This is a genomic window from Poritiphilus flavus (assembly GCF_009901585.1).
Taxonomy (GTDB): domain Bacteria; phylum Bacteroidota; class Bacteroidia; order Flavobacteriales; family Flavobacteriaceae; genus Poritiphilus; species Poritiphilus flavus.
Genome location: NZ_WXYO01000009.1, coordinates 76,997 through 100,796, shown reverse-complemented (window position 1 = coordinate 100,796; position 23,800 = coordinate 76,997). Strand labels below are relative to the sequence as shown.

Sequence of the window (23,800 nt, the reverse complement as noted above, 5' to 3'; positions counted from 1 at the left end):
ATTATGTGTGTTTTTTTATTATTTATTTAATTGAATTTGGGGTTGTAATTCTTTAACCTCATCCACTGCTTCGCTTTTTTTACTGATCAGGATGAGCAGTGAAGGAAGCAATATGAAATCGATGATCAGGGCTGCGGTAATGATAATCACTGTAATCCGGGCCATATAACTGTTCAGGGCGAAGGAAGATGTGGAAAGTACGGCAAAGCCAGCCAGGAGCACGACGGTAGTTGTCACCAAAGCCTTTCCTACTGTCTCAAAAGCGTAAACCACGGCTTGCCTGGCATCGTAACCCAACTCCCGCCGGGCTCTAAGGAACTTACTCATAAAGTGTACTGTGTCATCCACAATAATCCCCAGGGTCATCCCGAAAACAATTACCATTCCCGTGTTTATCTGCCCCTTGTAGAGCGCCCAGATTCCAAAACCGACCAGAACAGGGGTAACATTTGGAATAATGCTTAACAGTCCTAACCTCAGGCTTCGCAGGGCGAGAATGAGTACCAGGGTGATAAGTACGATCGCGAATACATTGCCTTTGAACATGCTTTCCGCCTGTCTGAAGCCCAGTTTTGAGAACATCAGGGTTGGACTCACACCCAGGGATTGCATGGCTTCCGGGGCGTTGTCTTTCAACCATTGCTCTCCTCTTTTAGAGAAGGCGATCATCTCTGCACTGGAAATATTCTCGATAGTTACGGTTACACGGGTTTCAGATTTATCCACATTGATCTGGTTATTCAGATCTAACCCGAAAGGCAGGGAGAGCTCGTACAAGAGTAAAAACTGTGCAGCTTCCTGCCGGTTGTCAGGAACCCTGTAGTAAGCTGTTTCATCTCCGTGCATAGAGCGGTTAACCCTTCTGGCCACCTCGCTAAAGGCGTTCACATGGACTACTTCGGGTTGCTCGTTTAACCAATCTTCAAACTCGTTGAGCTTTTGAAGATATTCAGGGTTGTTGATCCCACCGCTTTCACCGCTACCTATGGAATACTCAATATTGTATATCCCTGTCAGGTTATTGCTGATGTAATCCGTATCTGTTCTGAAGTCGACCGTCTCATCAAAATAATTGATAAACTCATCATTGAAAACGTTCCTTGTGGCCATATAGGCCAGCACTGCAATGATCGTAAAGCTAATTAAGGTTAGCCTTGCAGGTTGCCTGGAGACGAAATACCCCAGTTTGGTATACCAGCCGATCTTTTGCTCTTTTTCAACATCCCTTTGCCTCACTTTTACCGGAAATATGGCCATCAGGGCAGGCAGAGTGGTGGTAGAGTAAAGAAAAGCCATAGTCATTCCGAAGGCAGTGATATTACCCAGGTCCCAGAAAGGAGGAACCTCTCCAAAATTCATGGTCAGGAAACCAATAACAGTTGTTAAACTGGTGATCAGCACCGGCATAAAGTTCAGTCGCATGGATTCTACAAGCGCTTCTTTTTTGCCCAGTCCATCCTTTCGCATTTTCTGTAACATGGTAATGAGAATATGGATACTGTCTGCCACCGCCAGGGTAAGTACCATGGTCGGAAAGACAGCGGAGGGCGGTGTAAGCTTAATTCCCATGATCCCCACAAAGCCTACGGCACTGATTATGGAGAATAGAACCACCACCAGGGTGGATATGGTACTGAAAAAGCTACGGGTCAGGATCAGGGTAGTCACTATCACGATGAGAAGCATGACCATGGTAAGCATCAGATCTCGCTGAGACGACTCAAAGAAAGCCGTATTCAAGGGGACCAAACCGGAAGAGTGTACTTCGAATTGGGGGTTCTTTTCCTTAAAAGCCGCGATCATGTCCCTGGTAAACTTGGTAACTTCAGGAATCTCTGCAGCACTATCCAGTCCGGGTAGTCTCACGGTAATATTTACGGCGGTTACACTTCCAGCCTCGTTTATGATCCTGTTTACCAGCAGGGGTTCTTTGAGCGCGGTTACCCTTATCTCTTTGATCTCAGCTTCTGTTTTTAAACTGGTTTCGTAAGACAGGTCATCCACGTAAAGATCATCTCCATCGGCCCGGGTGTGCTGGAAATTGGTAATGGCATCCACCCTTGAGGAATATGGGGTATTCCAGGCTTCGGCCGTCAGTTCTTCAATGGCAATAAGGTTTTCCCTGGTGAAAACATCCCCATTGGAGGGAGAGAGGACCAGGATTACATTGTCATCTTTGGTGTATTTCTCCTGGAGGGCGTCAAAGGCTTCTAATTCCGGGTTGGATTCGCTAAAGAAAACGTGATAATCCCCATCAAATTCCATTTTGCCCTGGGAAGCCAGACCAAAGGCAAGTAAGATGGTTCCGATAAAAACGGGCCATTTGTAACGGATCACAAATGAAGCCCAATTTTTGGCAAATCGATTTGTGGCATTTCCTGCTTTTTTAAGTGCATTCATAGTTTTTAGGATTTATAGTTGACCAGTCGTATACTCAATTGGTTAGACCGACGTGTTAATCTTATGTTCTTAAGACGATTCAAATTTTCTTTACTGGACAGATTCCGGAATTATTTTTCATTTAATAATTGACCGGTCATCTAGTAAAGGTCAAAAAAATTTTATTTTAATAGAAAATTCCTGAGCATGGTCATGAAATTGTCTATTGGATAAGCACTTTTCATCTCCTTCATGGTGGTCATAGCTCCTTTTCCGGCATCTTCGAAAAAGGCTACAACATCAGCCGCATTCAGCTTAGGGTCTATTTCTCCTTGTTCCTGGGCTTCTTCCACAACCCCGGTGATAAAGGATTTTACTTCTTCCTCGTTCTTCCAGATCGCCTCACGGATATTCTCATTGTGTTCGGCCATCTCTGAACCCAAATTACAAGCCAGGCATCCCATTTTGCAATTCAATTCTTCCTTCAGCACCTTGGTTCTGTACTCATAGAAGTCTACAAGTCTTTGCTTTGGAGATACTTCTTTATTCATCAGATACTCCTTAGCCGGAACAAAATGCGCCTTGAAATACATCTCTATAGCCCGGATCGCGAAATCTTCTTTGCTGTCAAAATAGAAATAAAAAGAACCTTTTGGTACGCCTGCGGCCATCACAATGTCATTCACACTGGTGGCATTATACCCCTTAGACCAAAGGAGTTCCATACCCTTCTCCAATAAAAAATCAGCCTTTATTTCGTGTTTGAGCGTTTTCTGCATCATTCTTCCATCTTGCGGACCAAAAATATGACCAGTCGTCTAGTAATTTCAACTATTTGATGTTAAAATTTTCTATAAGGTCTTAAAAAAGAGCGTAAATAACTAATAATCAAATGAATGCATTTTATTAAGTCTGTTGACTTGAACTGCATGGGATAAATTGCTATTTTGCTTGCTTTTGTGGAATAACCCCCTCACAAAACCGTTGCATGAAATTGAAAAATAACCTTCGCACAGAGACCGGATGGGAAATTATTGAGAATTCTTTTGACCCTGACCAATTGGTGACCACCGGGAGCAATTTCATGATCGGGAACGGTTACCTGGGGTATCGCGGTACTTTTGAAGAATGGGAAGCCCGGGAGTACGTGGCCTGTGTGGTTACCGATACCTGGGACCAGGCTGAGGGAAGCCAGTGGAGCGAACTCTGTAATGTGCCTAATGGGCTTTTCACCCAACTCTTCGTGGATAACGATATGTTCTCGGCTTTCAGCGGAAAAACAGAGGATTATTACCGTGCCCTTGACCTCAGGCATGGACTCAATCAAAGAAAACTGACATGGAGATCTCCCAAAGGCAAAAAAGTAGCCCTGGAGGTTGAGAAATTTGCCAGTCTGGTAAACCATCATCTCATTTCCATGTCGTATCGCTTCAAGGCATTGCACAAAGGAAGATACCGCTTACTTACCGGTATAGACGGAAAGGTGTGGAGCATTAATGGAGAACACTTCAAATCTTACACTCCAATACAGGAAGAGAACCTCATTGGATTTAATCTTAAGACCAGTGAATCCGGGAGTCAGGTCGTGGTTTGCGAAGGGCTGAAGATCAATGGTGGGCACGTACTTGAATCTGAAGTGATCGAGGATTCCAGGCGAATTCTACGGGAGTTTGTCTTTGAATTAGAAGCAGATGAGGAGATTCACATTCACAAGCTGGTTTCAGTCACTCATGCCAATGAAGTGAAAAATCCTAAAGAAGTAGCCCTTGCAGAGGTAGAGGAAGGTCTTAAACAGGGCCATGATCGCCTGAAAAAAGCGCACCAATCGCAGTGGGATGATTTCTGGACGGTCTCGGATATCCGGATATCCGGAAACGAGGAGGCCCAGGTACTGGCCCGGTTCAATTTATACCAGGCCTTTATTGCCACCCCAAGGCATGCCAATCTTCCCATCGGAGCCAGAGGCTTGTCATGCCAGGTATATCAGGGAGCCGCTTTCTGGGACCAGGAAACCTTTAACCTTAAAATGTTTATCTACACCCATCCTGAGATAGCACGCAGGCTGGTTACTTATAGACATGATACGCTGGACGGTGCCCGTAGAAAGGCCAAAAACCTGGGTTATTACGGGGCTTTTTACGCCTGGACAAGTGGTAAGACCGGAGATGAACTCTTTCCGGATTACTTCTTTACGGATGTGTTGACCGGAAGAAAGATCAGGAACCATTTTAATTGTTGGCAGATCCATATCTCTCCTGATGTGGTCTATGGCATCTGGTCTTATTATGAGGCGACTGGCGACTGGGATTTTATGCTGAACCACGGTGCTGAAGTTCTTTTTGAAGTGTCTCAGTTCCTGGTATCGCGCGTCCATTTCAAAAAAGACAAGAACCGCTACGAGTTGATCCGTCTGTTAGGGCCGGACGAATACCACGAAAATGTGGATAACAATGCCTATACCAATTACCTGAGCCGTTACGCTCTGCAAAAGGCCGTTATCGTTTATAGGGAAATTACCCGAAGAGCACCGGAGCGGATGGAGGAACTAGAGCGGTTGACAGGGATCTCTGAAAATAGTCCGGAAACCTGGAAAGAGATAGCTGATTTGATCTATATCCCTGAAGCTGATACAAAAACAGGGGTCATTGAACAATTTGACGGCTATTTTCAACTGGAGGACGTAAGACCGGATCAGGTACGTAAACGACTCATAGATCCGGGTGAATATTGGGGATGGCCTAATGGAGTGGCCATCGCTACCCAGGTATTGAAGCAGGCGGATGTTATTCAGTTGCTGGCATTGATGGGCGGATTCCCTGAAAAAGTGCTCACTGCCAATTATGAATACTACGAACCCAGAACAGAGCATGGCTCTTCTTTAAGCCCCAGTGTACATGCTTTGGTAGCCGTTAAAGCCGGCCATCATGAAGAAGCCTATCGCTATTTTCTGGAAGCGGCCACCATTGATCTTTACAACGCCAGTAAAAAAGTACTTAGTGGAGGTTCTTTTCTCGGGGGGATCCATACGGCTGCTGCGGGTGGCGTCTGGCTTATAATTGTTGAGGGCTTCGCCGGATTTCAGGTAACCGAAGAGGGTATCCGTTTCAAACCCGCCTTACCTGAAAGCTGGAACAGCCTGGCATTCTCCCTGAAGGTTAAAAACTGCCTTTTAGATATACAACTCAACCCATCGTCCATCACCGTAAAAAGCACGGCACAGAACGGGGATAATATAAAGATCTTTGTGGATGACGAGGTTGCCCTGCTTCAGCCCGGGCAGACAGCCATACTCTGAAAAACTGGATCATTCCCTGATCAGCGGAAGGGTGCTGCATCTGAGCAACCCCTCCTGTTTGCCAATCTCAGCGTATGGGATCTCTTCTACCGTAAAGCCCTGAGAACGCAGCCAGTCGTTGAGCCTGGTAAAACTCCTTTCGGAAACGATAACCTCCGGAGATATGGAGAAAACATTACTGAACATCTGGTACATCTCTTCGCGGTCAATTTCAAATACCTTGTCCTTCCCGAAATAATTCAGCAGCCATTCGTATTCCTCCTCCACCAGGAAACCGTTTTTATGTAAGATTGCCCGGTCCCGGCCAACCGGTTGAAAACAACAATCCAGGTGCAACGCGTTCTCCCTGGCATTGGTATTGGATTTTCTCAGTTCAAAGGCCTTTACTTTTTTATGTGGAAACTGCTTTTTTAAGTATTCAACCGCTGCTTTATTAGTTCTTGCCGTTATATAGTCCGGATAATCCGGACCGGTATAGGTTCCCACAAAAATATGGTCGTTCCAGGGCATGACATCTCCTCCTTCCACGTGCACCTCTTCCGGCGGGCTAAGAATGCAGTCCGGAGCAATATAATCCAGTACATGCAATATCGCCTCGAATTCCTTTTCGCGCTCCGGCAGTATATTAGCCTTGATCAGCTTGTCTTCTATTACAAAAGCGATATCCCGCGAAAATATCTGGTTGCAATCCTTCAATACTTCAGGTCGGAAAACCTCTACCCCATATTTCATAAGGACCTCGGCAAACGCGTCCATCTCACGGACCATATCTTCTTCCCTGGGATAGGTTCCAGCCAATATGTGTTCCAGGGATTTGGGGTCGTAGGCCTCCTCGGGAGTCGGGACGGGACCGGGGCTTTCAGCAGTCCCCAGTAGTACGGCTTTAAGCCTGGATGTTTCGTCCCTTACGTTTAGATGCAACATAGATTTTGTTTGCGCAAATATAGAAAAATGAAGTGCTTGGAAGTCAAAATAGAAGTTGTCTAAAGAGTTCTGTTGGGAATTTATCAGTTCGAGCGCCCGCCTGAATGACTTAGTCGGGCAGACAGTCGGGATGTATTTTACATTAGGAACTTTAATACGTTCTCCACTCCGCTCGAACTGACAAAATGCTCTTTTAAAGGCCCTCCAGAACTTAATTCAAGGGATTATCTTAGATCCACAGCCACAAATGGCCTGTGGTTTTCTCCAATATAAACTTGTCTTGGCCTGCCTATGGGCTCTCCTCTCAATCGCATTTCTCTGTATTGGGCGATCCAACCGGGAAGCCTTCCGAGAGCGAACATTACGGTAAACATATCAACAGGAATTCCCAAGGCCCTGTAAATGATCCCGGAGTAAAAATCCACATTCGGATACAGTCTTCGATCCACAAAATACTGGTCCACCAGGGCTTCTTGTTCGAGTCCTTTCGCAATGTCCAGAATAGGATCTTCCACACCGAGATCTCCCAGCACTTCATCTGCCGCCTTCTTAATAATCCTGGCCCTTGGGTCAAAATTCTTATAAACCCTATGCCCGAATCCCATTAGCCTGAATGGATCGGATTTATCTTTGGCCTTTGCCATGTATTTCTTGGTATCGCCCCCGTCCTGGTCAATAGCCTCCAGCATTTCCAGTACGGCTTGGTTGGCCCCACCGTGGAGCGGGCCCCAAAGTGCCGAAATCCCGGCAGAGATCGATGCGAACAATCCGGCGTGAGAAGATCCAACGATCCGAACCGTTGAAGTGGAGCAGTTTTGTTCATGATCCGCATGAAGGATAAGTAATTTATCCAGGGCCTCTATTACAATCTTGTTCTCTTTATACTCTTCATTGGGCCTCCTAAACATCATTTTATGAATGTTTTCCACATAACCCAGGGAACTATCACCATAGTCCAATGGCAAGCCTTTTTTCTTGCGAAGTGTCCATGCCACCAATACCGGAAATTTAGCCAGCAGGCGAACAATAGCGTGGTACATATCGCTTTCCGAAGAGACATTCACTGATGAAGGATTAAAAGCGATCAGGGCTGAGGTAAGTGAAGACAATACCCCCATAGGATGCGCAGACTTGGGGAAACCATCCAGGATCTTTTTCATTTCCTCGTCCACATGAGATTCCGCTTTGATGTCCGCGTGGAATTTATCCAATTGTTCCTTATTGGGAAGTTCTCCGAAGATCAACAGATATGCTACTTCTAAAAAATCCGCTTTTTCAGCCAGATCCTCGATCGAATATCCCCGATATCTGAGAATACCTTTCTCCCCATCTAAAAAAGTTATGGCGCTCTGGCAGGAGCCTGTATTTTTATACCCTGGATCTAAAGTGATCATTCCGGAGGAGGCACGCAGTGTTTTCACATCTATGGCCAGCTCATTTTCAGAGCCCTCGATCACCGGAAATTCATACTTTTCACCATTAAATTCTAAAGTAGCTTTATCTGACATTTGTTTGATTTTGTAATTTTTGAACAGACCCTAAATTTACGAAAAACGAAGGACGTTAACAATTCCGTTTTTTCATTTAAGGCTTTATTAACAGCCTTCTTGGAGCTTAAAGGGCGTAAAGAAGTTTATAGTAAGCGTCTACGGATTTCTCCCAGGTAAAACGAACTTTTTTGGCGTTAGCCCGAATTTCGCTCCAGGTTTTTTTGTCGTTTAAAAAGATATCCAAAACCTCATCAAAGGACTTCAGCATATTACTGATCTTTTCATCGTAGGTGTCGCCATCAAACTTGAAACCGGTTTTCATATGAGAAACCGTATCTTTTAATCCTCCGGTATTATGGACCAGGACCGGATGGCCGTTTCTCATGGCGAGCATCTGACTGATTCCGCAGGGTTCAAAGAGGCTGGGCATAAAGTAGAGATCCGATTCGAAATAGATGGAGTCTATAACATCTTCGGACTGGCCGTTGATGAAAATGAAGTTCTTATTTTCGCGGCTCATTTGCCTGAGGAACTTTTCGTATTCCGGAGCACCGGTACCCAGGAGCATAAAAACACCGTTGATCTTTTCCAGTTTTTTAAGGATCTCCTCAAGGGCTTCGGGAGATCTTTTAAAGAAGTAAAACTTCTGCTCGGTAAGTCGGGCCACACTGGCACAAATAAACTCAGGGGGATTGACCAGAAAAGGAACTACCTTCTCTCCGGTATGGGCTAAAAAATGCGCTTTATACTTTTTGGACTCCTCCTGCAACCAGAGGAATATCGCCTTAATGATATTTCTGTAAATAGTGCGCTTTTTGGCTCGTCTTATATTCTTGTAATTGCAGCCGTTTAGTATACCAAACAACCGTCCTTCATTATTGGCCTGTTGCAGATCTTTTTCAAGGCCTTCTCCCCCGATAAATTCCGGTGGAGCGCTGGGTAAGAGAATATCTTCCTTATAGGAGGGGGATACCGTATGTACTGCATCAGCAAGCCGAATTCCCACGGCCATCAGATTGATACAATCCTGGTATCTGTAGTCCAATAACTCCGCTGCATCATAATCCACCTGGGGGAACCAGTTGGTAACGGAGGAGTAGTTGTCATCAAAAGGACGTATTCCCTGTATGGCCAGGTTATGTATGCTGTAGACAAAACGCAATTCCTTAAGTACGCTGTAGGAATTGTGGTATCTCCTCAGAAAAAGCAACAAACTGGTATGCCAATCGTGCAGGTGTACTACGTCCAGTTTGCCGAACACTTCTTGTTTGATCGCCTCGGCCACCGCTGTACAAAAGATAAAATACTTGATGGCATCAGTATAAAAGGGTTCCGTAGGATCGTTGTGGTAAATATGAGCGATATCTCCCGCCTCAATTTCAGGATGATGAATTACGTAGTGCGTAATATTCCGGAATTCTTTTTTGGGGGGTACTTCGTATAGCTCCGCTGTATAGGTAAATCCCCTTAACTGAAAATTGAGATTGGTCCTAAATGTACCGTTTACATGAAGCCTGGAGTAAGCCGGAACCACTACATGAACCTTATCCCCTCGCTCAGATATCTGTCTGGGTACATCCCTGACCACATCACCCATTCCGCCAGCCTTGCATTCCGGGATAGCGTCATTTTCGGCGGCTACGAAGAGGAAGTTATTCATGGTTGAGGCACGGTTAGGATTGTTGTTTTAAATTAGGTAAAGTTTACCATCAAACCAAAAAAAGGGCCTCTCGTTTTTCCGAAAGGCCCGGTGTTTTTTAGCTTTTACTGTTTTACTTTGAACGCTTTTTCTTTGGGGTAGTAAGCAACATCCCCAAGCTCCTCTTCAATTCGCAGTAACTGGTTGTACTTGGCCATCCTGTCACTCCTTGAAGCGGAACCGGTTTTAATTTGACCGGTGTTTAGAGCCACAGCCAGATCTGCAATGGTATTGTCTTCGGTTTCCCCTGAGCGGTGAGACATTACCGAGGTGTAGCCGGCATTCTTGGCCATATTTACCGCCGCAATGGTCTCTGAAAGCGTTCCAATCTGGTTCACCTTGATCAGAATGGAGTTAGCGATGCCGTTCTCTATTCCTCTTGAAAGTCGCTCCACATTGGTCACAAACAGGTCGTCACCGACCAACTGAACTGAATCACCCACTTTGTCGGTAAGCGCCTTCCAGCCGTCCCAGTCGTTTTCGTCCATCCCATCTTCAATAGAGATTATGGGGTATTTTGCGCAAAGGTCTGCAAGATACTGTGCCTGTTCTTCTGAACTGCGCACAGCACCTTTGTCTCCTTCAAACTTAGTGTAGTCGTACTTGCCATTTTCGTAGAACTCTGCAGATGCACAATCCAGGGCGATCATCACGTTATCTCCCAGCTTGTATCCCGCCTTATCTACTGCCTTTCCAATGGTATCCAGGGCATCTTCGGTTCCGTCCAGGGTTGGTGCAAATCCTCCTTCATCGCCAACCGCTGTACTCAGCCCCCTATCGTGCAGTACCTTTTTAAGATTGTGAAAGATCTCTGTCCCCATTTGCATGGCGTGGCTAAAATCATTTGCCTTAACCGGCATGATCATGAATTCCTGGAATGCAATTGGAGCGTCGGAATGCGAGCCACCATTGATGATATTCATCATGGGAACCGGAAGGGTATTGGCGCTCACACCACCGACATAACGGAACAAGGGCATGCCCAATTCGTTTGCCGCGGCTTTCGCTACGGCCAGGGAAACTCCCAGAATAGCATTAGCCCCTAATTTGGATTTGTTGGGAGTTCCGTCTATTTCTATCATTTTTTGGTCGATGGCATTTTGCTCAAAGACCAACATCCCTCGTATGGCTTCAGCAATGGTATCATTAACATTATCCACGGCCTGGCTGACTCCTTTGCCCATATAGGCACTACCTCCATCCCGGAGCTCTACGGCCTCGTGCTCCCCGGTTGACGCTCCGGAAGGGACGGCCGCCCTGCCCAAAACACCGTTTTCGGTAAGCACATCCACCTCTACGGTTGGGTTACCTCTGGAATCTAAAATTTGTCTCGCGTGTACGTCTATGATACTACTCATACTGTAATTTTTATGATTGGAAATTTGATAAGTCGCGAGTCAGAGGTACGAATATCTGTTTTTGAACTGCTTCACATTGCTGCTTTTGAGCCCCAAATTTCGTACGTGAAACTTCGCATTTTTAATTCGGTAAATATACAAAAGGAGGGCCGTTAGACCACAGCCCTCGCGAAGTAATTACAGAAAATAACAATTCCTTAAACCTCTGTTACAGCCCTTGTGGTTTCCATGGATAAAGGACCGATAACAAAGTTGGCTTGCCAACTTTCAGCCTACAGGAAATACGACTCAGGTAATTGATTTTCAATTACTTGATCTGAGCCGTTTTTGGAATGCTCTTTAAACCAGGGTGGTGTTATTCACACTGGAGGCGATCAACTCAAAGAACTGATCAAAGAGATAAGTGGCATCATGCGGCCCTGGACTGGCTTCCGGGTGATATTGTACGGAAAACACATTTTTGTCTTTCATCCTTATTCCCGCGACCGTATTGTCGTTCAGATGCACATGGGTTATTTCCAGATCTGCATTGGCCTCTGTTTCTTCCCGATTAATCGCAAATCCGTGGTTCTGAGAGGTTATCTCTCCCTTTCCGGTTTTCAGGTTGATCACCGGGTGATTGATCCCGCGATGTCCATTATGCATTTTATAGGTAGATACGCCGTTAGCCAGGGCGATCACCTGGTGTCCCAGGCAGATCCCAAATAAGGGTACATCTTCTGCTATGATCTGCTTTGCAGTTTCAATCGCTTCCTTTAGCGGTTCCGGGTCCCCAGGGCCATTGGAAATGAAATAACCATCAGGTTGCCATTCTTTCATCTCCTCGAAGGTGCTGTTATAGGGAAAAACCTTGATATAGGCATCACGCTGGGCAAGGTTACGGAGAATATTCTTTTTAATTCCGATATCCAGGGCGGCTATTTTGTATTTCGCGTTTTCATCTCCAAAGAAATAAGGCTTCTCCGTGGAGACCTTAGAAGCAAGCTCCAGGCCTTCCATACTGGGTACTTCCTTGAGTTTGGCTTTCAAGCCTTCTATATTATCTACCTCCGTAGAGATCACGGCATTCATGGCGCCATTATCCCTGATGTAACTCACCAGAGCCCTGGTGTCTACATCGGATATTGAAAACAGATTGTTTTTATCCAGGAATTCTTCGAGTCCCATATCCGCATCCGGCCTTGAATACTCATAGCTGAAGTTCTTGCAGATCAGTCCGGCTATTTTCACAGAATCGGATTCCACCTCTTCATTATTGGCTCCATAGTTGCCAATGTGCGCATTGGTGGTTACCATCAACTGTCCGAAATAGGAGGGATCGGTAAAGATCTCCTGGTAGCCGGTCATCCCGGTATTAAAACATACTTCGCCAAAGGCTGTACCTTCTTTGTCTCCAACGGCCTTTCCGAAGAAGATGGTTCCGTCTGCCAATAAAATCAGCGCTTTTCTTTTGGATTGATACTTCACTGTCGACTTTTTTTTGATAAGAAATTCATATTATTTACTGTTAATCGGGTCTTTTGAAACCTATTGGGAAAGCGGATACTTCCACTTGTATTTACGCAATTGTCATTTTTACATCTAAGCAAAACGGCCGGTTCTCATTCGGCAGGACTTTGCTTATTCCAGTTTATAAATCTTACACCCAGATTTCAGAGAACAGTATGAATTCTCGTTTCACAAAGAAACATAAAAAAAGGATAGTCAGTTAAGACTACCCTTCTCTAAATTTCCCAGAATTTATGAACATTCTATTCTTCTGAATCATCAGTCTGATTTTCGGTTGTTGCTACAGGAGCCGTTTCCGCTTTCTTACCCCTTCTACTTCTACGAGTAGATTTCTTCTTCTTAGGCTTACCGGCATTGTACAACTCGTTGAAATCCACCAACTCTATCATGGCCATATCCGCGTTATCTCCCAGCCGGCTTCCCAGCTTGATGATACGAGTATAACCTCCAGGCCTGTCTCCTACCTTGTCTGCTACAGTCCCGAACAATTCGGTTACCGCATGCTTATCTCTAAGGTTCCTGAAAGCGATACGCCTGTTGTGCGTACCTTTTTCAGCAGACTGGTTGTTTTCAGCCTTGGATTTGGTGATCAATGGTTCTATAAATTGCTTTAAGGCTTTTGCCTTGGCAACGGTGGTATTGATTCTTTTATGTTCAATCAAGGAACAGGCCATATTGGCCAGCATCGCCTTCCTGTGCGCCGTTTTTCTTCCTAAATGATTGACTTTTTTTCCGTGTCTCATCGCTCTTTATTGTATTTTCATTTAAAGGATCCTCGGTTCAAACCGCAATCTTCAGTAGAAAAACTAATCCTTATCTAACTTATATTTTGATAAATCCATTCCGAAATTCAATCCTTTGTTGATCACAAGCTCTTCCAGCTCAGTAAGTGATTTTTTACCAAAGTTCCTGAATTTCATCAGATCGTTCTTATTGAAGGATACCAGATCTCCAAGGGTGTCTACTTCCGCCGCTTTCAGGCAGTTCAGTGCCCTTACAGAGAGATCCATATCAACTAATTTAGTCTTAAGCAATTGTCGCATGTGAAGAGACTCTTCATCGTAAGTCTCGGTCTGTGCGATCTCATCCGCTTCAAGGGTAATACGCTCATCAGAGAAAAGCATGAAATGGTGGATCAGTACCTTGGCCGCTTCGGTAAGCGCATCTTTTGGATGTATTGATCCATCCGTAACGATCTCAAAGATCAGTTTTTCGTAATCCGTCTTCTGCTCTACCCGGAAATTCTCAATGCTGTACTTTACGTTCTTTACCGGTGTAAAGATGGAGTCAACAGCAATGCTTCCCAGAGGCGCATTAGATTTCTTGTTTTCTTCTGCAGGTACATAACCCCTGCCTTTTTCAATAATGATCTCCATATTGATACTCACCTTGGGGTCCATATTGCAGATCACCAGATCAGGATTCAATACCTGGTATCCGGAAATAAACTTCTGGAAATCCCCGGCAGTGAGTTGCTCTTTTCCGCTTACAGAGATTGAAACAGTCTCTTCATTAACGTCTTCAATCTGCCTTTTAAAGCGAATTTGCTTGAGATTTAGAATAATTTCAGTTACGTCTTCAACAACACCTTCAATTACTGAAAATTCGTGTTCTACCTTGTCTATACGAACGGAAGTGATCGCAAATCCTTCCAGGGACGAAAGTAATACTCTTCTCAATGCGTTACCGACAGTCAATCCGTATCCGGGTTCCAAAGGGCGAAATTCAAACTTCCCTTCGAAATCGGAAGAATCTATCATGATTACTTTATCGGGTTTCTGAAAATTAAATAATGCCATAGTCGGATCTGTGTTGTTTATTTAGAGTATAACTCGACGATTAATTGTTCTTTTATGTTTTCCGGAATCTGAACTCTTTCAGGAACGGTCACAAAAGTACCTTCCTTTTTTTCAGTGTTCCAGGTGATCCATTCGTACACCGCGCTATTTCCTGCAAGGGCATCCTGAATGGACTGTAGGGATTTGGACTTCTCTCTTACTCCGACAACGTCTCCTGCCTTAAGGGTATAGGAAGGAATGTTTACCAGTTCTCCGTTTACGGTAATATGTCTGTGCGAAACCAGTTGTCTTGCTCCTCTCCTGGAGTTGGACAATCCCATTCGGAATACCACGTTGTCCAGGCGGGATTCACATAGTTGAAGAAGTACCTCACCGGTAACTCCTTTACTTCTGTTTGCTTTGGCAAAGAGATTCCTGAACTGTCGTTCCAAAATCCCGTAGGTATACTTTGCCTTTTGCTTCTCCATTAACTGGATCGCATATTCTGATTTTTTACCACGGCGTCTGTTATTTCCGTGCTGTCCCGGAGGGTAGTTCTTTTTCTCGAAAGACTTGTCATCTCCGAAAATCGGCTCGCCAAATTTACGAGCGATCTTTGTTTTTGGTCCTGTGTATCTTGCCATCTTCTATTAATTTGGAAGTGCGATTATGAATTAAGGCTTATCCTTCGATAATCGTAACTACACTCCCGGTGAAAACTATTATTAGGAATTAAATAAAAATTATACTCTTCTGCGTTTCGGAGGTCTGCACCCGTTGTGTGGAAGTGGGGTCACATCGATGATTTCCGCTACTTCGATACCGGAGTTGTGAATTGAGCGAATTGCAGACTCCCTTCCGTTTCCGGGTCCTTTCACGTAAACCTTTACTTTCCTCAACCCTGCTTCATGTGCAGTTTTTGCACATTCTTCCGCCGCAATCTGGGCGGCGTAAGGGGTGTTCTTCTTAGAACCCCTGAAGCCCATTTTACCGGCAGAGGACCAAGCGATAACATCTCCCTTCTTATTGGTCAAAGAAATAATGATGTTGTTAAAAGAAGCTGTAATATGCGCTTCTCCCACAGATTCGATGATAACCTTGCGCTTCTTTGTTGTTTTTGTACCTGTCTTAGCCATATTTTCTAAGCTGTTGCGGATTTATCCGTACGAATTATTATTTAGTTGCTTTCTTCTTATTAGCAACAGTCTTTCTCTTTCCTTTACGCGTCCTGGAATTGTTCTTGGTGCGTTGTCCTCTTAACGGAAGGCCGGATCTGTGACGAATACCGCGGTAGCAACCAATATCCATCAGTCGCTTGATATTCAACTGTGTCTCTGAACGAAGCTCTCCCTCAATCTTAAAGGCAGATACAGCGTCCCGGATTCGTCCGATCTCATCGTCATTCCAATCAGAAACTTTGGTATCTTCACTTACCTTGGCAGTCTCTAAGATCTCCTGTGCCCTGCTTTTGCCAACACCGTAGATATAGGTCAAGGCAATAACACCTCTTTTTTGTTTTGGGATATCAACCCCTGCAATTCTTGCCATAATTACCCTTGTCTTTGTTTGAATCTGGGATTCTTCTTATTAATCACGTACAGTCTGCCTTTTCTGCGCACTATTTTGCACTCGGCACTTCTTTTCTTTATGGATGCTCTTACCTTCACCTTTTCGTTTTTTTAATATCTATATGTAATCCTAGCCTTAGTCAGATCATATGGACTCATCTCCAGCTTCACCTTGTCCCCGGGAAGCAATTTGATATAGTGCATACGCATCTTCCCTGAAATATGTGCAGTTACCACATGCCCGTTTTCCAGTTCTACCCTGAACATCGCATTGGACAGGGCTTCTATGATACTGCCATCTTGTTCTATTGGTGCTTGTTTGGCCATAAATTATGCTACTTTTCTATTCTTACCGGTTTTCATGAGTCCATCGTAATGCCTGTTCAACAAATAGGAATTTACCTGCTGAACCGTATCGATCGCTACACCTACCATGATCAACAGGGAAGTTCCGCCGTAGAACAAAGCCCATCCGGGTTGTATGTCCATCAATTTCACCACTACCGCTGGTAATACCGCAAGTAGTGCAAGGAATATGGAACCGGGTAGTGTGATCAATGACATCACCTTATCTAAAAAGTCCGCGGTTTCCTTTCCAGGACGTATCCCTGGAATAAAGCCTCCGCTCCTCTTAAGATCGTCTGCCATTTTATTGGTCGGTACCGTAATCGCTGTATAGAAATAGGTAAAAATAATGATCAATACCCCGAACAATATGTTGTAGGCCAAACCAAAAATATCCTGGAATTGTACTTCCATCCACTGGCCTACTGCCGTATTGTTAAATGTTCTACCTAACAAGCCCGGCGCAAACATGATCGCCTGTGCAAAGATGATCGGCATAACCCCGGAAGCGTTTAGCTTTAGGGGGATATACTGCCTTGATCCCGCAATGTTTTTCTCATATCCGCCAGAGGCCGTTCTCCTCGCGTATTGAACCGGTATTCTACGGGTGGCCATAACCAGCAATACGCTGGCTAATATCACCACGAACCACAGTATAACTTCAATAAGCATGAACATCAGTCCACCGTTGTTATTCGTAGTCCTTGAGATGAACTCTTGAACAAAGGATTGAGGCATAGTCGCGATAATACCGATCATGATAAGCAAGGAGATACCATTTCCGATACCCTTGTCCGTGATCTTCTCGCCTAACCACATCGCAAAAACACAGCCTGTAACCAGTATTATAACCGCTGGTACGATGAAATTCAGTCCTTTACCTAAAAGGAAGGCACTGTCGGGAACACCCAAAGCGCTAAGACTATAAAGATAGGCCGGAGCCTGAACGATACAGATCCCAATCGTTAACCATCGAGTGATCTGATTCTTGGTTTTTCTACCACTCTCACCTTCCTTGTCTAACTTTTGAAGATAAGGAACGGCAATACCCATTAACTGAACCACAATGGAAGCCGAGATATACGGCATAATTCCAAGTGCAAATACGGAAGCGTTAGCGAATGCTCCTCCGGTAAATGCATTCAATATTCCCAGAATACCCTGTTCGGTATTGGAAGAGAGTTCAGCCAATTGGGAGGTATCAATACCCGGAAGTACGATCTGGGCTCCGAATCGGTACACCAAAAGCAAGCCAAGGGTAACGATAATCCGCCCCCTTAACTCTTCAATCTTCCAGATATTTGATATGATCTCAAAAAATTTCTTCATAGTCGCTGTTTCCTTATAAACTTATTGCTTCACCGCCCGCGGCCTCTATGGCGGCTTTGGCTGTGGCAGTAAATTTATGCGCGGATACTTTTAGTGCCGCTTTTAATTCACCTCCACCGAGGATTTTTACCAGGTCACTTTTTCTAGCCAGCCTGTTTTCTATCAGATTCTCCAGAGTAACTTCTTTCTTCACCTTTCCTTTGTCTGCCAACTCCTGTAACTCATTCAGGTTGATCCCGCGATACTCTTTTCTGTTGATATTCGTAAAACCGAACTTAGGCACACGTCTCTGAAGCGGCATCTGTCCTCCTTCAAAACCTATTTTTCTGGAGTAACCAGAGCGCGATTTCGCACCTTTATGTCCTCGGGTTGCGGTTCCGCCCTTACCTGATCCCTGGCCTCTACCTATGGTTTTTCCCGGCTTCTGTACTGCGCCTTTGGCAGGTTTCAAATTGCTCAAATCCATTTTACTTCTCTTTTTTAAGCTTCTTCAGTAGAAACCAAGTGTTTTACTTTGTCTATCATGCCAAGGATATTCGGAGTATTTTCATGCTCCACCACCTGGCCAATTTTTCTCAAACCAAGAGCTTCCAGAGTTCTCTTCTGGTTTTGAGGTCTTTTTATGCTGCTTCTTACCTGTTTTACTTTGATCTTTGCCATAACCTCTTAGCCTTTAAAAACTTTTTCCAAAGAAATACCTCGCTGATTGGCAACAGTTCTCGCATCTCGCAGTTGCAGTAAAGCATCAAAAGTAGCCTTTACTACATTGTGAGGATTAGAAGAGCCCTGGGATTTGGACAATACGTCCTGAACTCCAACAGCTTCGAGAACCGCACGCACAGCACCACCGGCGATAACCCCGGTACCGTGAGAGGCGGGCTGGATGTAAACTCTGGCTCCGCCGTACTTCCCTTTTTGCTCATGAGGGAGTGTTCCTTTATTCAGTGGGATACGGATCAGGTTCTTTTTGGCATCCTCAATGGCTTTGGCGATCGCTGTTGCCACCTCTTTGGATTTACCCAGTCCGTGACCTACCACTCCGTTCTCATCTCCTACAACTACAATAGCAGAAAAGCCGAAAGCCCTACCACCTTTGGTAACCTTAGTAACCCTTTGTACTCCAACCAGTCGGTCTTTAAGCTCAAGACCTCCGGGTTTTACCAATTCTACGTTTTTGTATTTCCCGTACATATTTTATTAAAATTTTAGTCCGGCTTCCCTGGCACCATCTGCCAATGCCTTAATTCTACCGTGGTAAAGGTTTCCGCCCCTGTCAAAAGCAACAGTCTCGATACCTGCTTTCTGCGCTTTTTCAGCAATGGCTTTCCCTACTTCAGCAGCGATCTCTGATTTGGTCCCTTTTGCCTTGGCCAGTTCTTTGTCCCTGGAAGAAGCGGACGCAAGCGTTTCACCCTTGGTATCGTCAATGATCTGAGCGTAGATCTCTTTGTTACTTCTAAACACAGACAATCTTGGTCTCTCCGCGGTGCCGAAGGACACTTTTCTGATCCTTCTGCGGATGCGCAATCTTCTTTCAGTCTTTGTTAATCCCATAATTCAGTTATTAAGCGGATTTACCTGCTTTTCTTCTTAGTTGTTCTCCAACGAACTTAATTCCTTTTCCTTTGTAAGGCTCCGGCTTGCGGAAAGACCTTATTTTAGCCGCAATCTGACCGACAAGCTGCTTGTCATGAGAGGTCAATTTGATGATAGGGTTCTTTCCCTTCTCAGATTTGGTCTCTATTTTAACCTCAGGTGCCAGATCCATGACTATATTATGTGAGAATCCCAATGCCAGATCCAGTTTCTGTCCCTGGTTAGAAGCACGGTAACCTACACCTACCAATTCCAATTCTTTGGTCCAGCCTTTTGTTACACCTTCAACCATATTATTGATCAAGGATCTGTAAAGTCCGTGCTTGGCTTTGTGTTCTTTGGAATCAGAGGGTCGGCTAATCAGGATCTGTCCGTCCTCAACCTTTACTTCTACTCCTGAGAATTCCTGGCTTAACTCCCCTAATTTTCCCTTTACAACAACAACATTATCCTGAACCTCTACTGTGGCTCCTTCTGGTATTGCGATCGGGCTTTTACCTATTCTAGACATTTCTGATCTCTTTAAATCTTATTAATAAACGTAGCACAGTACCTCGCCACCCACGTTTTCTTTCTTGGCTTGCTTACTCGTCATCACCCCGTGAGAGGTAGATACAATAGCAACTCCTAATCCGTTAAGGACCCTTGGTAAATCATCAGATCCCGCATATTTCCTAAGACCTGGCTTACTGATGCGCTGGATCTTTTTGATAACCGGCTCTTTGGTCAGCCTGTCGTATTTCAGTGCGATCTTGATGGTTCCCTGTACTTTGTCTTCGTCAAACTTGTAGCTGAGAATATAACCCTGATCAAACAAGATCTTGGTGATCTCTTTTTTCAGGTTCGAAGCAGGAATCTCCACTACCCTATGACCGGCACTGCTGGCATTTCTAATTCTTGTCAAATAATCTGATATAGGATCTGTAAACATCTTCTTTCCTATTTAGTGTTTTACCAACTCGCTTTTTTTACTCCCGGAATCAATCCCTGATTGGCCATTTCCCTGAAGGTTACCCTGGAAATTCCAAAAGTCCTCATATAACCCTTAGGTCTTCCTGTTAATTTGCATCTGTTGTGCATTCGAACAGGTGAGGCATTCTTTGGCAACTTTTGCAACGCCTCGTAATCGCCGGCTTCTTTCAAAGCTTTGCGTTTTGCGGCGTATTTCGCTACCATCTTTGCCCTTTTTCGCTCACGGGCTTTCATTGATTCTTTAGCCATACTAGTTCTTTTTAAAAGGTAGTCCTAATTCGGTTAATAATGATTTTGCTTCCTTGTCAGTATCAGCGGAGGTCACAAAAGTGATATCCATACCGTTGATCCTGTTAATCTTGTCTATATTGATCTCAGGGAAAATGATCTGTTCTGTCACCCCGAGATTGTAATTACCTCTTCCGTCAAAACCGGTTGCTCGAATCCCCTGGAAATCCCTTACCCTGGGAAGCGCGGTGGTTACCAAACGATCCAGGAACTCGTACATACGTTCTCCTCTAAGGGTAACTTTAGCCCCAATTGGCATTCCTTTTCTAAGCTTGAAGGCAGCGACATCCTTTTTAGAGATCGTAGCCACAGCTTTTTGTCCGGTGATCAGGGTCAACTCATCCACTGCATGATCTATCAGCTTTTTGTCCGCCACTGCGGCACCAACACCACGGCTAACCACGATCTTTTGTAATTTGGGTACCTGCATCACGTTCTTGTAACCAAACTCATCGGTAAGCGCTTTGATTACGCGCTCTCTGTATTCTTTCTTTAATCTCGGTACGTAAGCCATAACTAAATTACTTCATTGGATTTCCTGGAAACCCTTACTTTTTTACCATCCCTTACTTCGTAACCTACTCTCGTTGTCTCACCTGATTTGGAATCGATGAGGGAAAGGTTTGAAATATGAATAGGAGCCTCTTTTTTTACTATACCACCCTGTGGGTTCTGTGCACTGGGCTTCTCGTGCTTGGAGACCATATTCGCTCCCTCCACGATCGCCCGGTTCTTGGCGCGATCTACGCTTACTACTTTGCCTTCAGTACCTTTATGGTCTCCGGCAATGATTCGTACGGTATCTCCCGTTTTTATCTTTAGTTTCATCTTCTCTATTCTTTTACAGCACCTCGGGGGCCAGTGAAACGATCTTCATAAATTGCTTATCCCTCAGCTCTCGGGCAACAGGACCGAATACCCTGGTTCCTCTCATCTCGCCGGTAGGGTTCAACAATACACAGGCGTTATCGTCAAATCGGATGTAAGATCCATCAGGTCTTCTAACCTCTTTTTTGGTTCTTACCACCACCGCTGTAGAAACAGCACCTTTTTTAATACCTCCGTTTGGAGTGGCTTCTTTAACCGTAACCACGATCTTATCACCTACTGAGGCATACCTTCTTTTGGTACCTCCCAATACGCGGATGGTAAGCACTTCTTTTGCCCCTGTGTTATCCGCTACCTTTAGTCTGGATTCTTGCTGTAACATAATTATTTGGCTCTTTCTAATACTTCAACCAACCTCCAACATTTGGTCTTACTCAACGGACGTGTCTCCATGATCCGAACAGTATCCCCGATATTGCAATCGTTGGTCTCGTCGTGTGCAACATATTTTTTAGTTCGCAATACGAACTTTCCGTACATAGGATGCTTTACGCGCTTTACTTCGGAAACCACTATTGATTTCTCCATGCGGTTGCTGGTTACAACGCCTACCCTTTCCTTTCTTAAATTTCTTTTTTCCATAAAGCAGAACCTATTATTGGTTTTCTCTATTAGTTAATTCAGTTGCTAGCCTTGCCACCGTTCTTCTCGCTTGCCTGATCTGAAGCGGATTTTCCAATGGGGTTACGGAATGAGCCATTTTAAGGTCAGCGTGTTGCTTCTTAAAATCGGCTATCTTTTCCTTCAACTCTTCTACCGACAATTCTTTTATCTCAGATTGTTTCATCTTTCCTTGCAATAAAATTATGCGGCTTCGTAATCCCTAGCCACTACAAATTTTGTTTTAACCGGTAATTTCTGAGCAGCCAGTCGCAAAGCTTCCTTAGCTACATCCATGGGTACCCCAGCCACTTCGAACATGATCCTTCCTGGCTTGACAACGGCCACCCAATATTCCGGAGCTCCTTTACCTTTACCCATACGCACCTCAAGAGGCTTCTTGGTAATTGGCTTGTCCGGGAAGATCTTGATCCACAACTGCCCTTGTCTTTTCATATAACGGGTAGCTGCTACCCTCGCTGCTTCAATCTGGCGCGAAGTAATAAAACTGGAATCCAAAGATTTAATTCCGAACATCCCATTGGAAAGTTGATGTCCTCTCCCGGAATTTCCTTTCATACGGCCCTTTTGCGCTTTGCGAAACTTGGTTCTTTTTGGCTGTAACATCTTAACTTACTTCTTTAATTATTTTCTACGACGCGGTTTCTTACCTGAATCCTGCTTCCCTTTTCCCTGGCTTTTAGACATTCCAACCAGCGGGGAAAGCTCTCTCTTACCGTATACTTCGCCTTTCATGATCCACACCTTAATACCCAATCTTCCGTAGGTAGTATGTGCTTCGTGCAAAGCGTAGTCAATATCGGCTCTAAAGGTTGAAAGTGGAATTCTTCCATCCTTATAGGATTCTGAACGCGCCATCTCAGCTCCGTTCAAACGTCCTGAGATCTGGATCTTGATCCCTTCTGCATTCATTCTCATTGCCGCCGCAATAGCCATCTTGATAGCCCTACGATAAGAGATCCTGTTCTCTATCTGTCTTGCGACACTGGCGGCAACCAGGTTGGCATCCAGTTCCGGTCTTTTGATCTCAAATATGTTGATCTGTACTTCTTTGTCCGTGATCTTCTTGAGCTCTTCTTTCAACTTATCCACTTCCTGGCCTCCTTTACCGATTATGATACCGGGTCTGGCAGTAGTGATTGTAACTGTGATCAGTTTAAGGGTTCGCTCAATGATCACCCGAGACACACTGGCCTTAGCCAGACGGGCATGAACGTATTTTCTGATCTTGTCGTCCTCGGCAAGCTTATCTCCATAATCATTCCCTCCGTACCAGTTGGACTCCCATCCTCTGATAATTCCCAGGCGATTCCCGATTGGATTTGTCTTTTGTCCCATAATGCGCTGTCTAGCTTTGAGTATTATTATTAGATCCCAATACCAGTGTTACGTGGTTGGACCGTTTTCTTATTCTATGAGCCCTTCCCTGAGGAGCTGGTCGTAATCTTTTCAACATACGTCCGCCGTCTACCCGGATCTCTTTGATAAAAAGGTCTGCGCCTTCAATATCCGCATCTTCGTTCTTAGCCTGCCAGTTGGCAATAGCAGAAAGCAACAGTTTTTCCAGTCTCCTGGAAGCTTCTTTCGGGTTGAACCTCAGGATGGCAAGTGCTTTCTCAACTTCCGCTCCTCTTACAAGGTCCGCTACCAATCTCATTTTCCTGGGAGAGGTAGGGCAGTTATTGAGTTTTGCAAACGCCAGATCTTTCTTCTCGGCTTTAATTCTTTCAGCCATTTGTTTTTTTCGAACTCCCATAGCTT

At 44.8% G+C, this 23,800-nt stretch carries 31 protein-coding genes; 1 reads left to right on the top strand and 30 read right to left on the bottom strand.

Features of this window, described 5'->3' with window-relative positions:
* Positions 1-18 precede the first annotated feature (18 nt).
* Entirely contained in the window at positions 19-2,400 is a 2,382-nt protein-coding gene (locus GTQ38_RS19620; RefSeq protein ID WP_161437283.1) for an efflux RND transporter permease subunit, read from the bottom strand.
* 161 nt (positions 2,401-2,561) lie between these two features.
* On the bottom strand, positions 2,562-3,161 hold the full coding sequence (locus GTQ38_RS19615; RefSeq protein WP_161437282.1) for a TetR/AcrR family transcriptional regulator: 600 nt from the start codon (positions 3,159-3,161) through the stop codon (positions 2,562-2,564).
* Positions 3,162-3,367: 206 nt separating this feature from the next.
* Between GTQ38_RS19615 and GTQ38_RS19610 the strand changes: the two genes are divergently transcribed.
* Entirely contained in the window at positions 3,368-5,674 is a 2,307-nt protein-coding gene (locus GTQ38_RS19610) for a glycoside hydrolase family 65 protein (protein ID WP_161437281.1), read from the top strand.
* Positions 5,675-5,683: 9 nt separating this feature from the next.
* On the opposite strand, the gene GTQ38_RS19605 is transcribed toward GTQ38_RS19610, so the two are convergent.
* From GTQ38_RS19605 to rplV, 28 genes are all read right to left on the bottom strand, one after another.
* The gene (locus tag GTQ38_RS19605) at positions 5,684-6,598 is read right to left on the bottom strand and encodes a dimethylarginine dimethylaminohydrolase family protein (protein ID WP_161437280.1); all 915 of its coding nucleotides are present in this window, start codon (positions 6,596-6,598) and stop codon (positions 5,684-5,686) included.
* A 224-nt stretch (positions 6,599-6,822) separates the two neighbouring features.
* On the bottom strand, positions 6,823-8,106 hold the full coding sequence (locus GTQ38_RS19600) for a citrate synthase (RefSeq protein ID WP_161437279.1): 1,284 nt from the start codon (positions 8,104-8,106) through the stop codon (positions 6,823-6,825).
* A gap of 106 nt (positions 8,107-8,212) precedes the next feature.
* A complete protein-coding gene (locus GTQ38_RS19595) occupies positions 8,213-9,748 on the bottom strand; it encodes a glycogen synthase (protein ID WP_161437278.1) in 1,536 nt (511 codons plus the stop codon).
* A 104-nt stretch (positions 9,749-9,852) separates the two neighbouring features.
* Positions 9,853-11,145: a phosphopyruvate hydratase gene (gene eno / locus GTQ38_RS19590; protein WP_161437277.1), complete on the bottom strand. Its 1,293-nt coding sequence runs from the start codon at positions 11,143-11,145 to the stop codon at positions 9,853-9,855.
* A 339-nt stretch (positions 11,146-11,484) separates the two neighbouring features.
* Positions 11,485-12,612, bottom strand: a complete 1,128-nt coding sequence (gene carA, locus GTQ38_RS19585; protein WP_161437276.1) for a glutamine-hydrolyzing carbamoyl-phosphate synthase small subunit — start codon at positions 12,610-12,612, stop codon at positions 11,485-11,487.
* Positions 12,613-12,896: 284 nt separating this feature from the next.
* Positions 12,897-13,397, bottom strand: coding sequence for a 50S ribosomal protein L17 (gene rplQ, locus GTQ38_RS19580; RefSeq protein WP_161437275.1), 501 nt, complete (start codon positions 13,395-13,397; stop codon positions 12,897-12,899).
* 63 nt (positions 13,398-13,460) lie between these two features.
* A complete protein-coding gene (locus tag GTQ38_RS19575) occupies positions 13,461-14,453 on the bottom strand; it encodes a DNA-directed RNA polymerase subunit alpha (RefSeq protein WP_161437274.1) in 993 nt (330 codons plus the stop codon).
* A gap of 17 nt (positions 14,454-14,470) precedes the next feature.
* Complete coding sequence (rpsD, locus tag GTQ38_RS19570; protein ID WP_161437273.1) at positions 14,471-15,076, bottom strand: 30S ribosomal protein S4; 606 nt, start codon at positions 15,074-15,076, stop codon at positions 14,471-14,473.
* A 99-nt stretch (positions 15,077-15,175) separates the two neighbouring features.
* The gene (rpsK, locus tag GTQ38_RS19565) at positions 15,176-15,568 is read right to left on the bottom strand and encodes a 30S ribosomal protein S11 (protein WP_161437272.1); all 393 of its coding nucleotides are present in this window, start codon (positions 15,566-15,568) and stop codon (positions 15,176-15,178) included.
* A gap of 37 nt (positions 15,569-15,605) precedes the next feature.
* Entirely contained in the window at positions 15,606-15,980 is a 375-nt protein-coding gene (gene rpsM / locus GTQ38_RS19560; protein WP_161437271.1) for a 30S ribosomal protein S13, read from the bottom strand.
* Positions 15,981-15,982: 2 nt separating this feature from the next.
* Entirely contained in the window at positions 15,983-16,099 is a 117-nt protein-coding gene (gene ykgO / locus GTQ38_RS19555; protein WP_013621733.1) for a type B 50S ribosomal protein L36, read from the bottom strand.
* Between the two features lie 12 nt (positions 16,100-16,111).
* Positions 16,112-16,327 carry a translation initiation factor IF-1 gene (infA, locus tag GTQ38_RS19550; RefSeq protein ID WP_015753973.1) on the bottom strand — a complete coding sequence of 72 codons (216 nt, stop codon included), beginning with the start codon at positions 16,325-16,327 and terminating at the stop codon, positions 16,112-16,114.
* A gap of 3 nt (positions 16,328-16,330) precedes the next feature.
* Positions 16,331-17,674, bottom strand: a complete 1,344-nt coding sequence (gene secY, locus GTQ38_RS19545) for a preprotein translocase subunit SecY (RefSeq protein WP_161437270.1) — start codon at positions 17,672-17,674, stop codon at positions 16,331-16,333.
* Between the two features lie 13 nt (positions 17,675-17,687).
* Entirely contained in the window at positions 17,688-18,140 is a 453-nt protein-coding gene (gene rplO / locus GTQ38_RS19540; RefSeq protein WP_161437269.1) for a 50S ribosomal protein L15, read from the bottom strand.
* A gap of 14 nt (positions 18,141-18,154) precedes the next feature.
* Positions 18,155-18,334: a 50S ribosomal protein L30 gene (gene rpmD, locus GTQ38_RS19535; protein ID WP_161437268.1), complete on the bottom strand. Its 180-nt coding sequence runs from the start codon at positions 18,332-18,334 to the stop codon at positions 18,155-18,157.
* Between the two features lie 6 nt (positions 18,335-18,340).
* A complete protein-coding gene (gene rpsE, locus GTQ38_RS19530; protein WP_161437267.1) occupies positions 18,341-18,865 on the bottom strand; it encodes a 30S ribosomal protein S5 in 525 nt (174 codons plus the stop codon).
* 6 nt (positions 18,866-18,871) lie between these two features.
* Entirely contained in the window at positions 18,872-19,228 is a 357-nt protein-coding gene (gene rplR, locus GTQ38_RS19525; protein WP_161437266.1) for a 50S ribosomal protein L18, read from the bottom strand.
* 10 nt (positions 19,229-19,238) lie between these two features.
* Positions 19,239-19,781 carry a 50S ribosomal protein L6 gene (rplF, locus tag GTQ38_RS19520; RefSeq protein ID WP_161437265.1) on the bottom strand — a complete coding sequence of 181 codons (543 nt, stop codon included), beginning with the start codon at positions 19,779-19,781 and terminating at the stop codon, positions 19,239-19,241.
* Positions 19,782-19,802: 21 nt separating this feature from the next.
* Positions 19,803-20,201 (bottom strand): 30S ribosomal protein S8, encoded by a 399-nt coding sequence (gene rpsH / locus GTQ38_RS19515; protein WP_161437264.1) that lies wholly within the window; start codon positions 20,199-20,201, stop codon positions 19,803-19,805.
* A gap of 20 nt (positions 20,202-20,221) precedes the next feature.
* Positions 20,222-20,491: a 30S ribosomal protein S14 gene (gene rpsN, locus GTQ38_RS19510; RefSeq protein ID WP_161437263.1), complete on the bottom strand. Its 270-nt coding sequence runs from the start codon at positions 20,489-20,491 to the stop codon at positions 20,222-20,224.
* Between the two features lies 1 nt (position 20,492).
* Positions 20,493-21,044, bottom strand: a complete 552-nt coding sequence (gene rplE / locus GTQ38_RS19505) for a 50S ribosomal protein L5 (RefSeq protein WP_161437262.1) — start codon at positions 21,042-21,044, stop codon at positions 20,493-20,495.
* Between the two features lie 2 nt (positions 21,045-21,046).
* Positions 21,047-21,358, bottom strand: coding sequence for a 50S ribosomal protein L24 (gene rplX, locus GTQ38_RS19500; protein ID WP_161437261.1), 312 nt, complete (start codon positions 21,356-21,358; stop codon positions 21,047-21,049).
* Positions 21,359-21,371: 13 nt separating this feature from the next.
* On the bottom strand, positions 21,372-21,740 hold the full coding sequence (rplN, locus tag GTQ38_RS19495; protein ID WP_161437260.1) for a 50S ribosomal protein L14: 369 nt from the start codon (positions 21,738-21,740) through the stop codon (positions 21,372-21,374).
* Positions 21,741-21,742: 2 nt separating this feature from the next.
* Entirely contained in the window at positions 21,743-22,000 is a 258-nt protein-coding gene (gene rpsQ / locus GTQ38_RS19490; RefSeq protein WP_161437259.1) for a 30S ribosomal protein S17, read from the bottom strand.
* A 13-nt stretch (positions 22,001-22,013) separates the two neighbouring features.
* Positions 22,014-22,205, bottom strand: coding sequence for a 50S ribosomal protein L29 (gene rpmC, locus GTQ38_RS19485; protein ID WP_161437258.1), 192 nt, complete (start codon positions 22,203-22,205; stop codon positions 22,014-22,016).
* A gap of 17 nt (positions 22,206-22,222) precedes the next feature.
* Positions 22,223-22,645, bottom strand: coding sequence for a 50S ribosomal protein L16 (gene rplP, locus GTQ38_RS19480; RefSeq protein WP_161437257.1), 423 nt, complete (start codon positions 22,643-22,645; stop codon positions 22,223-22,225).
* A gap of 18 nt (positions 22,646-22,663) precedes the next feature.
* On the bottom strand, positions 22,664-23,377 hold the full coding sequence (gene rpsC, locus GTQ38_RS19475) for a 30S ribosomal protein S3 (RefSeq protein ID WP_161437256.1): 714 nt from the start codon (positions 23,375-23,377) through the stop codon (positions 22,664-22,666).
* Between the two features lie 10 nt (positions 23,378-23,387).
* The gene (gene rplV, locus GTQ38_RS19470) at positions 23,388-23,795 is read right to left on the bottom strand and encodes a 50S ribosomal protein L22 (protein WP_161437255.1); all 408 of its coding nucleotides are present in this window, start codon (positions 23,793-23,795) and stop codon (positions 23,388-23,390) included.
* Positions 23,796-23,800: the final 5 nt, after the last annotated feature.

Coding starts and splice junctions, on each gene's coding strand:
- GTQ38_RS19620 (WP_161437283.1), bottom strand. CDS start 2,400: ATGAATGCACTTAAAAAAGCAGGAAATGCCACAAATCGATTTGCCAAA.
- GTQ38_RS19615 (WP_161437282.1), bottom strand. CDS start 3,161: ATGATGCAGAAAACGCTCAAACACGAAATAAAGGCTGATTTTTTATTG.
- GTQ38_RS19610 (WP_161437281.1), top strand. CDS start 3,368: ATGAAATTGAAAAATAACCTTCGCACAGAGACCGGATGGGAAATTATT.
- GTQ38_RS19605 (WP_161437280.1), bottom strand. CDS start 6,598: ATGTTGCATCTAAACGTAAGGGACGAAACATCCAGGCTTAAAGCCGTA.
- GTQ38_RS19600 (WP_161437279.1), bottom strand. CDS start 8,106: ATGTCAGATAAAGCTACTTTAGAATTTAATGGTGAAAAGTATGAATTT.
- GTQ38_RS19595 (WP_161437278.1), bottom strand. CDS start 9,748: ATGAATAACTTCCTCTTCGTAGCCGCCGAAAATGACGCTATCCCGGAA.
- eno (WP_161437277.1), bottom strand. CDS start 11,145: ATGAGTAGTATCATAGACGTACACGCGAGACAAATTTTAGATTCCAGA.
- rplQ (WP_161437275.1), bottom strand. CDS start 13,397: ATGAGACACGGAAAAAAAGTCAATCATTTAGGAAGAAAAACGGCGCAC.
- GTQ38_RS19575 (WP_161437274.1), bottom strand. CDS start 14,453: ATGGCATTATTTAATTTTCAGAAACCCGATAAAGTAATCATGATAGAT.
- rpsD (WP_161437273.1), bottom strand. CDS start 15,076: ATGGCAAGATACACAGGACCAAAAACAAAGATCGCTCGTAAATTTGGC.
- rpsK (WP_161437272.1), bottom strand. CDS start 15,568: ATGGCTAAGACAGGTACAAAAACAACAAAGAAGCGCAAGGTTATCATC.
- rpsM (WP_161437271.1), bottom strand. CDS start 15,980: ATGGCAAGAATTGCAGGGGTTGATATCCCAAAACAAAAAAGAGGTGTT.
- infA (WP_015753973.1), bottom strand. CDS start 16,327: ATGGCCAAACAAGCACCAATAGAACAAGATGGCAGTATCATAGAAGCC.
- secY (WP_161437270.1), bottom strand. CDS start 17,674: ATGAAGAAATTTTTTGAGATCATATCAAATATCTGGAAGATTGAAGAG.
- rplO (WP_161437269.1), bottom strand. CDS start 18,140: ATGGATTTGAGCAATTTGAAACCTGCCAAAGGCGCAGTACAGAAGCCG.
- rpmD (WP_161437268.1), bottom strand. CDS start 18,334: ATGGCAAAGATCAAAGTAAAACAGGTAAGAAGCAGCATAAAAAGACCT.
- rpsE (WP_161437267.1), bottom strand. CDS start 18,865: ATGTACGGGAAATACAAAAACGTAGAATTGGTAAAACCCGGAGGTCTT.
- rplR (WP_161437266.1), bottom strand. CDS start 19,228: ATGGGATTAACAAAGACTGAAAGAAGATTGCGCATCCGCAGAAGGATC.
- rplF (WP_161437265.1), bottom strand. CDS start 19,781: ATGTCTAGAATAGGTAAAAGCCCGATCGCAATACCAGAAGGAGCCACA.
- rpsH (WP_161437264.1), bottom strand. CDS start 20,201: ATGTTTACAGATCCTATATCAGATTATTTGACAAGAATTAGAAATGCC.
- rpsN (WP_161437263.1), bottom strand. CDS start 20,491: ATGGCTAAAGAATCAATGAAAGCCCGTGAGCGAAAAAGGGCAAAGATG.
- rplE (WP_161437262.1), bottom strand. CDS start 21,044: ATGGCTTACGTACCGAGATTAAAGAAAGAATACAGAGAGCGCGTAATC.
- rplX (WP_161437261.1), bottom strand. CDS start 21,358: ATGAAACTAAAGATAAAAACGGGAGATACCGTACGAATCATTGCCGGA.
- rplN (WP_161437260.1), bottom strand. CDS start 21,740: ATGTTACAGCAAGAATCCAGACTAAAGGTAGCGGATAACACAGGGGCA.
- rpsQ (WP_161437259.1), bottom strand. CDS start 22,000: ATGGAAAAAAGAAATTTAAGAAAGGAAAGGGTAGGCGTTGTAACCAGC.
- rpmC (WP_161437258.1), bottom strand. CDS start 22,205: ATGAAACAATCTGAGATAAAAGAATTGTCGGTAGAAGAGTTGAAGGAA.
- rplP (WP_161437257.1), bottom strand. CDS start 22,645: ATGTTACAGCCAAAAAGAACCAAGTTTCGCAAAGCGCAAAAGGGCCGT.
- rpsC (WP_161437256.1), bottom strand. CDS start 23,377: ATGGGACAAAAGACAAATCCAATCGGGAATCGCCTGGGAATTATCAGA.
- rplV (WP_161437255.1), bottom strand. CDS start 23,795: ATGGGAGTTCGAAAAAAACAAATGGCTGAAAGAATTAAAGCCGAGAAG.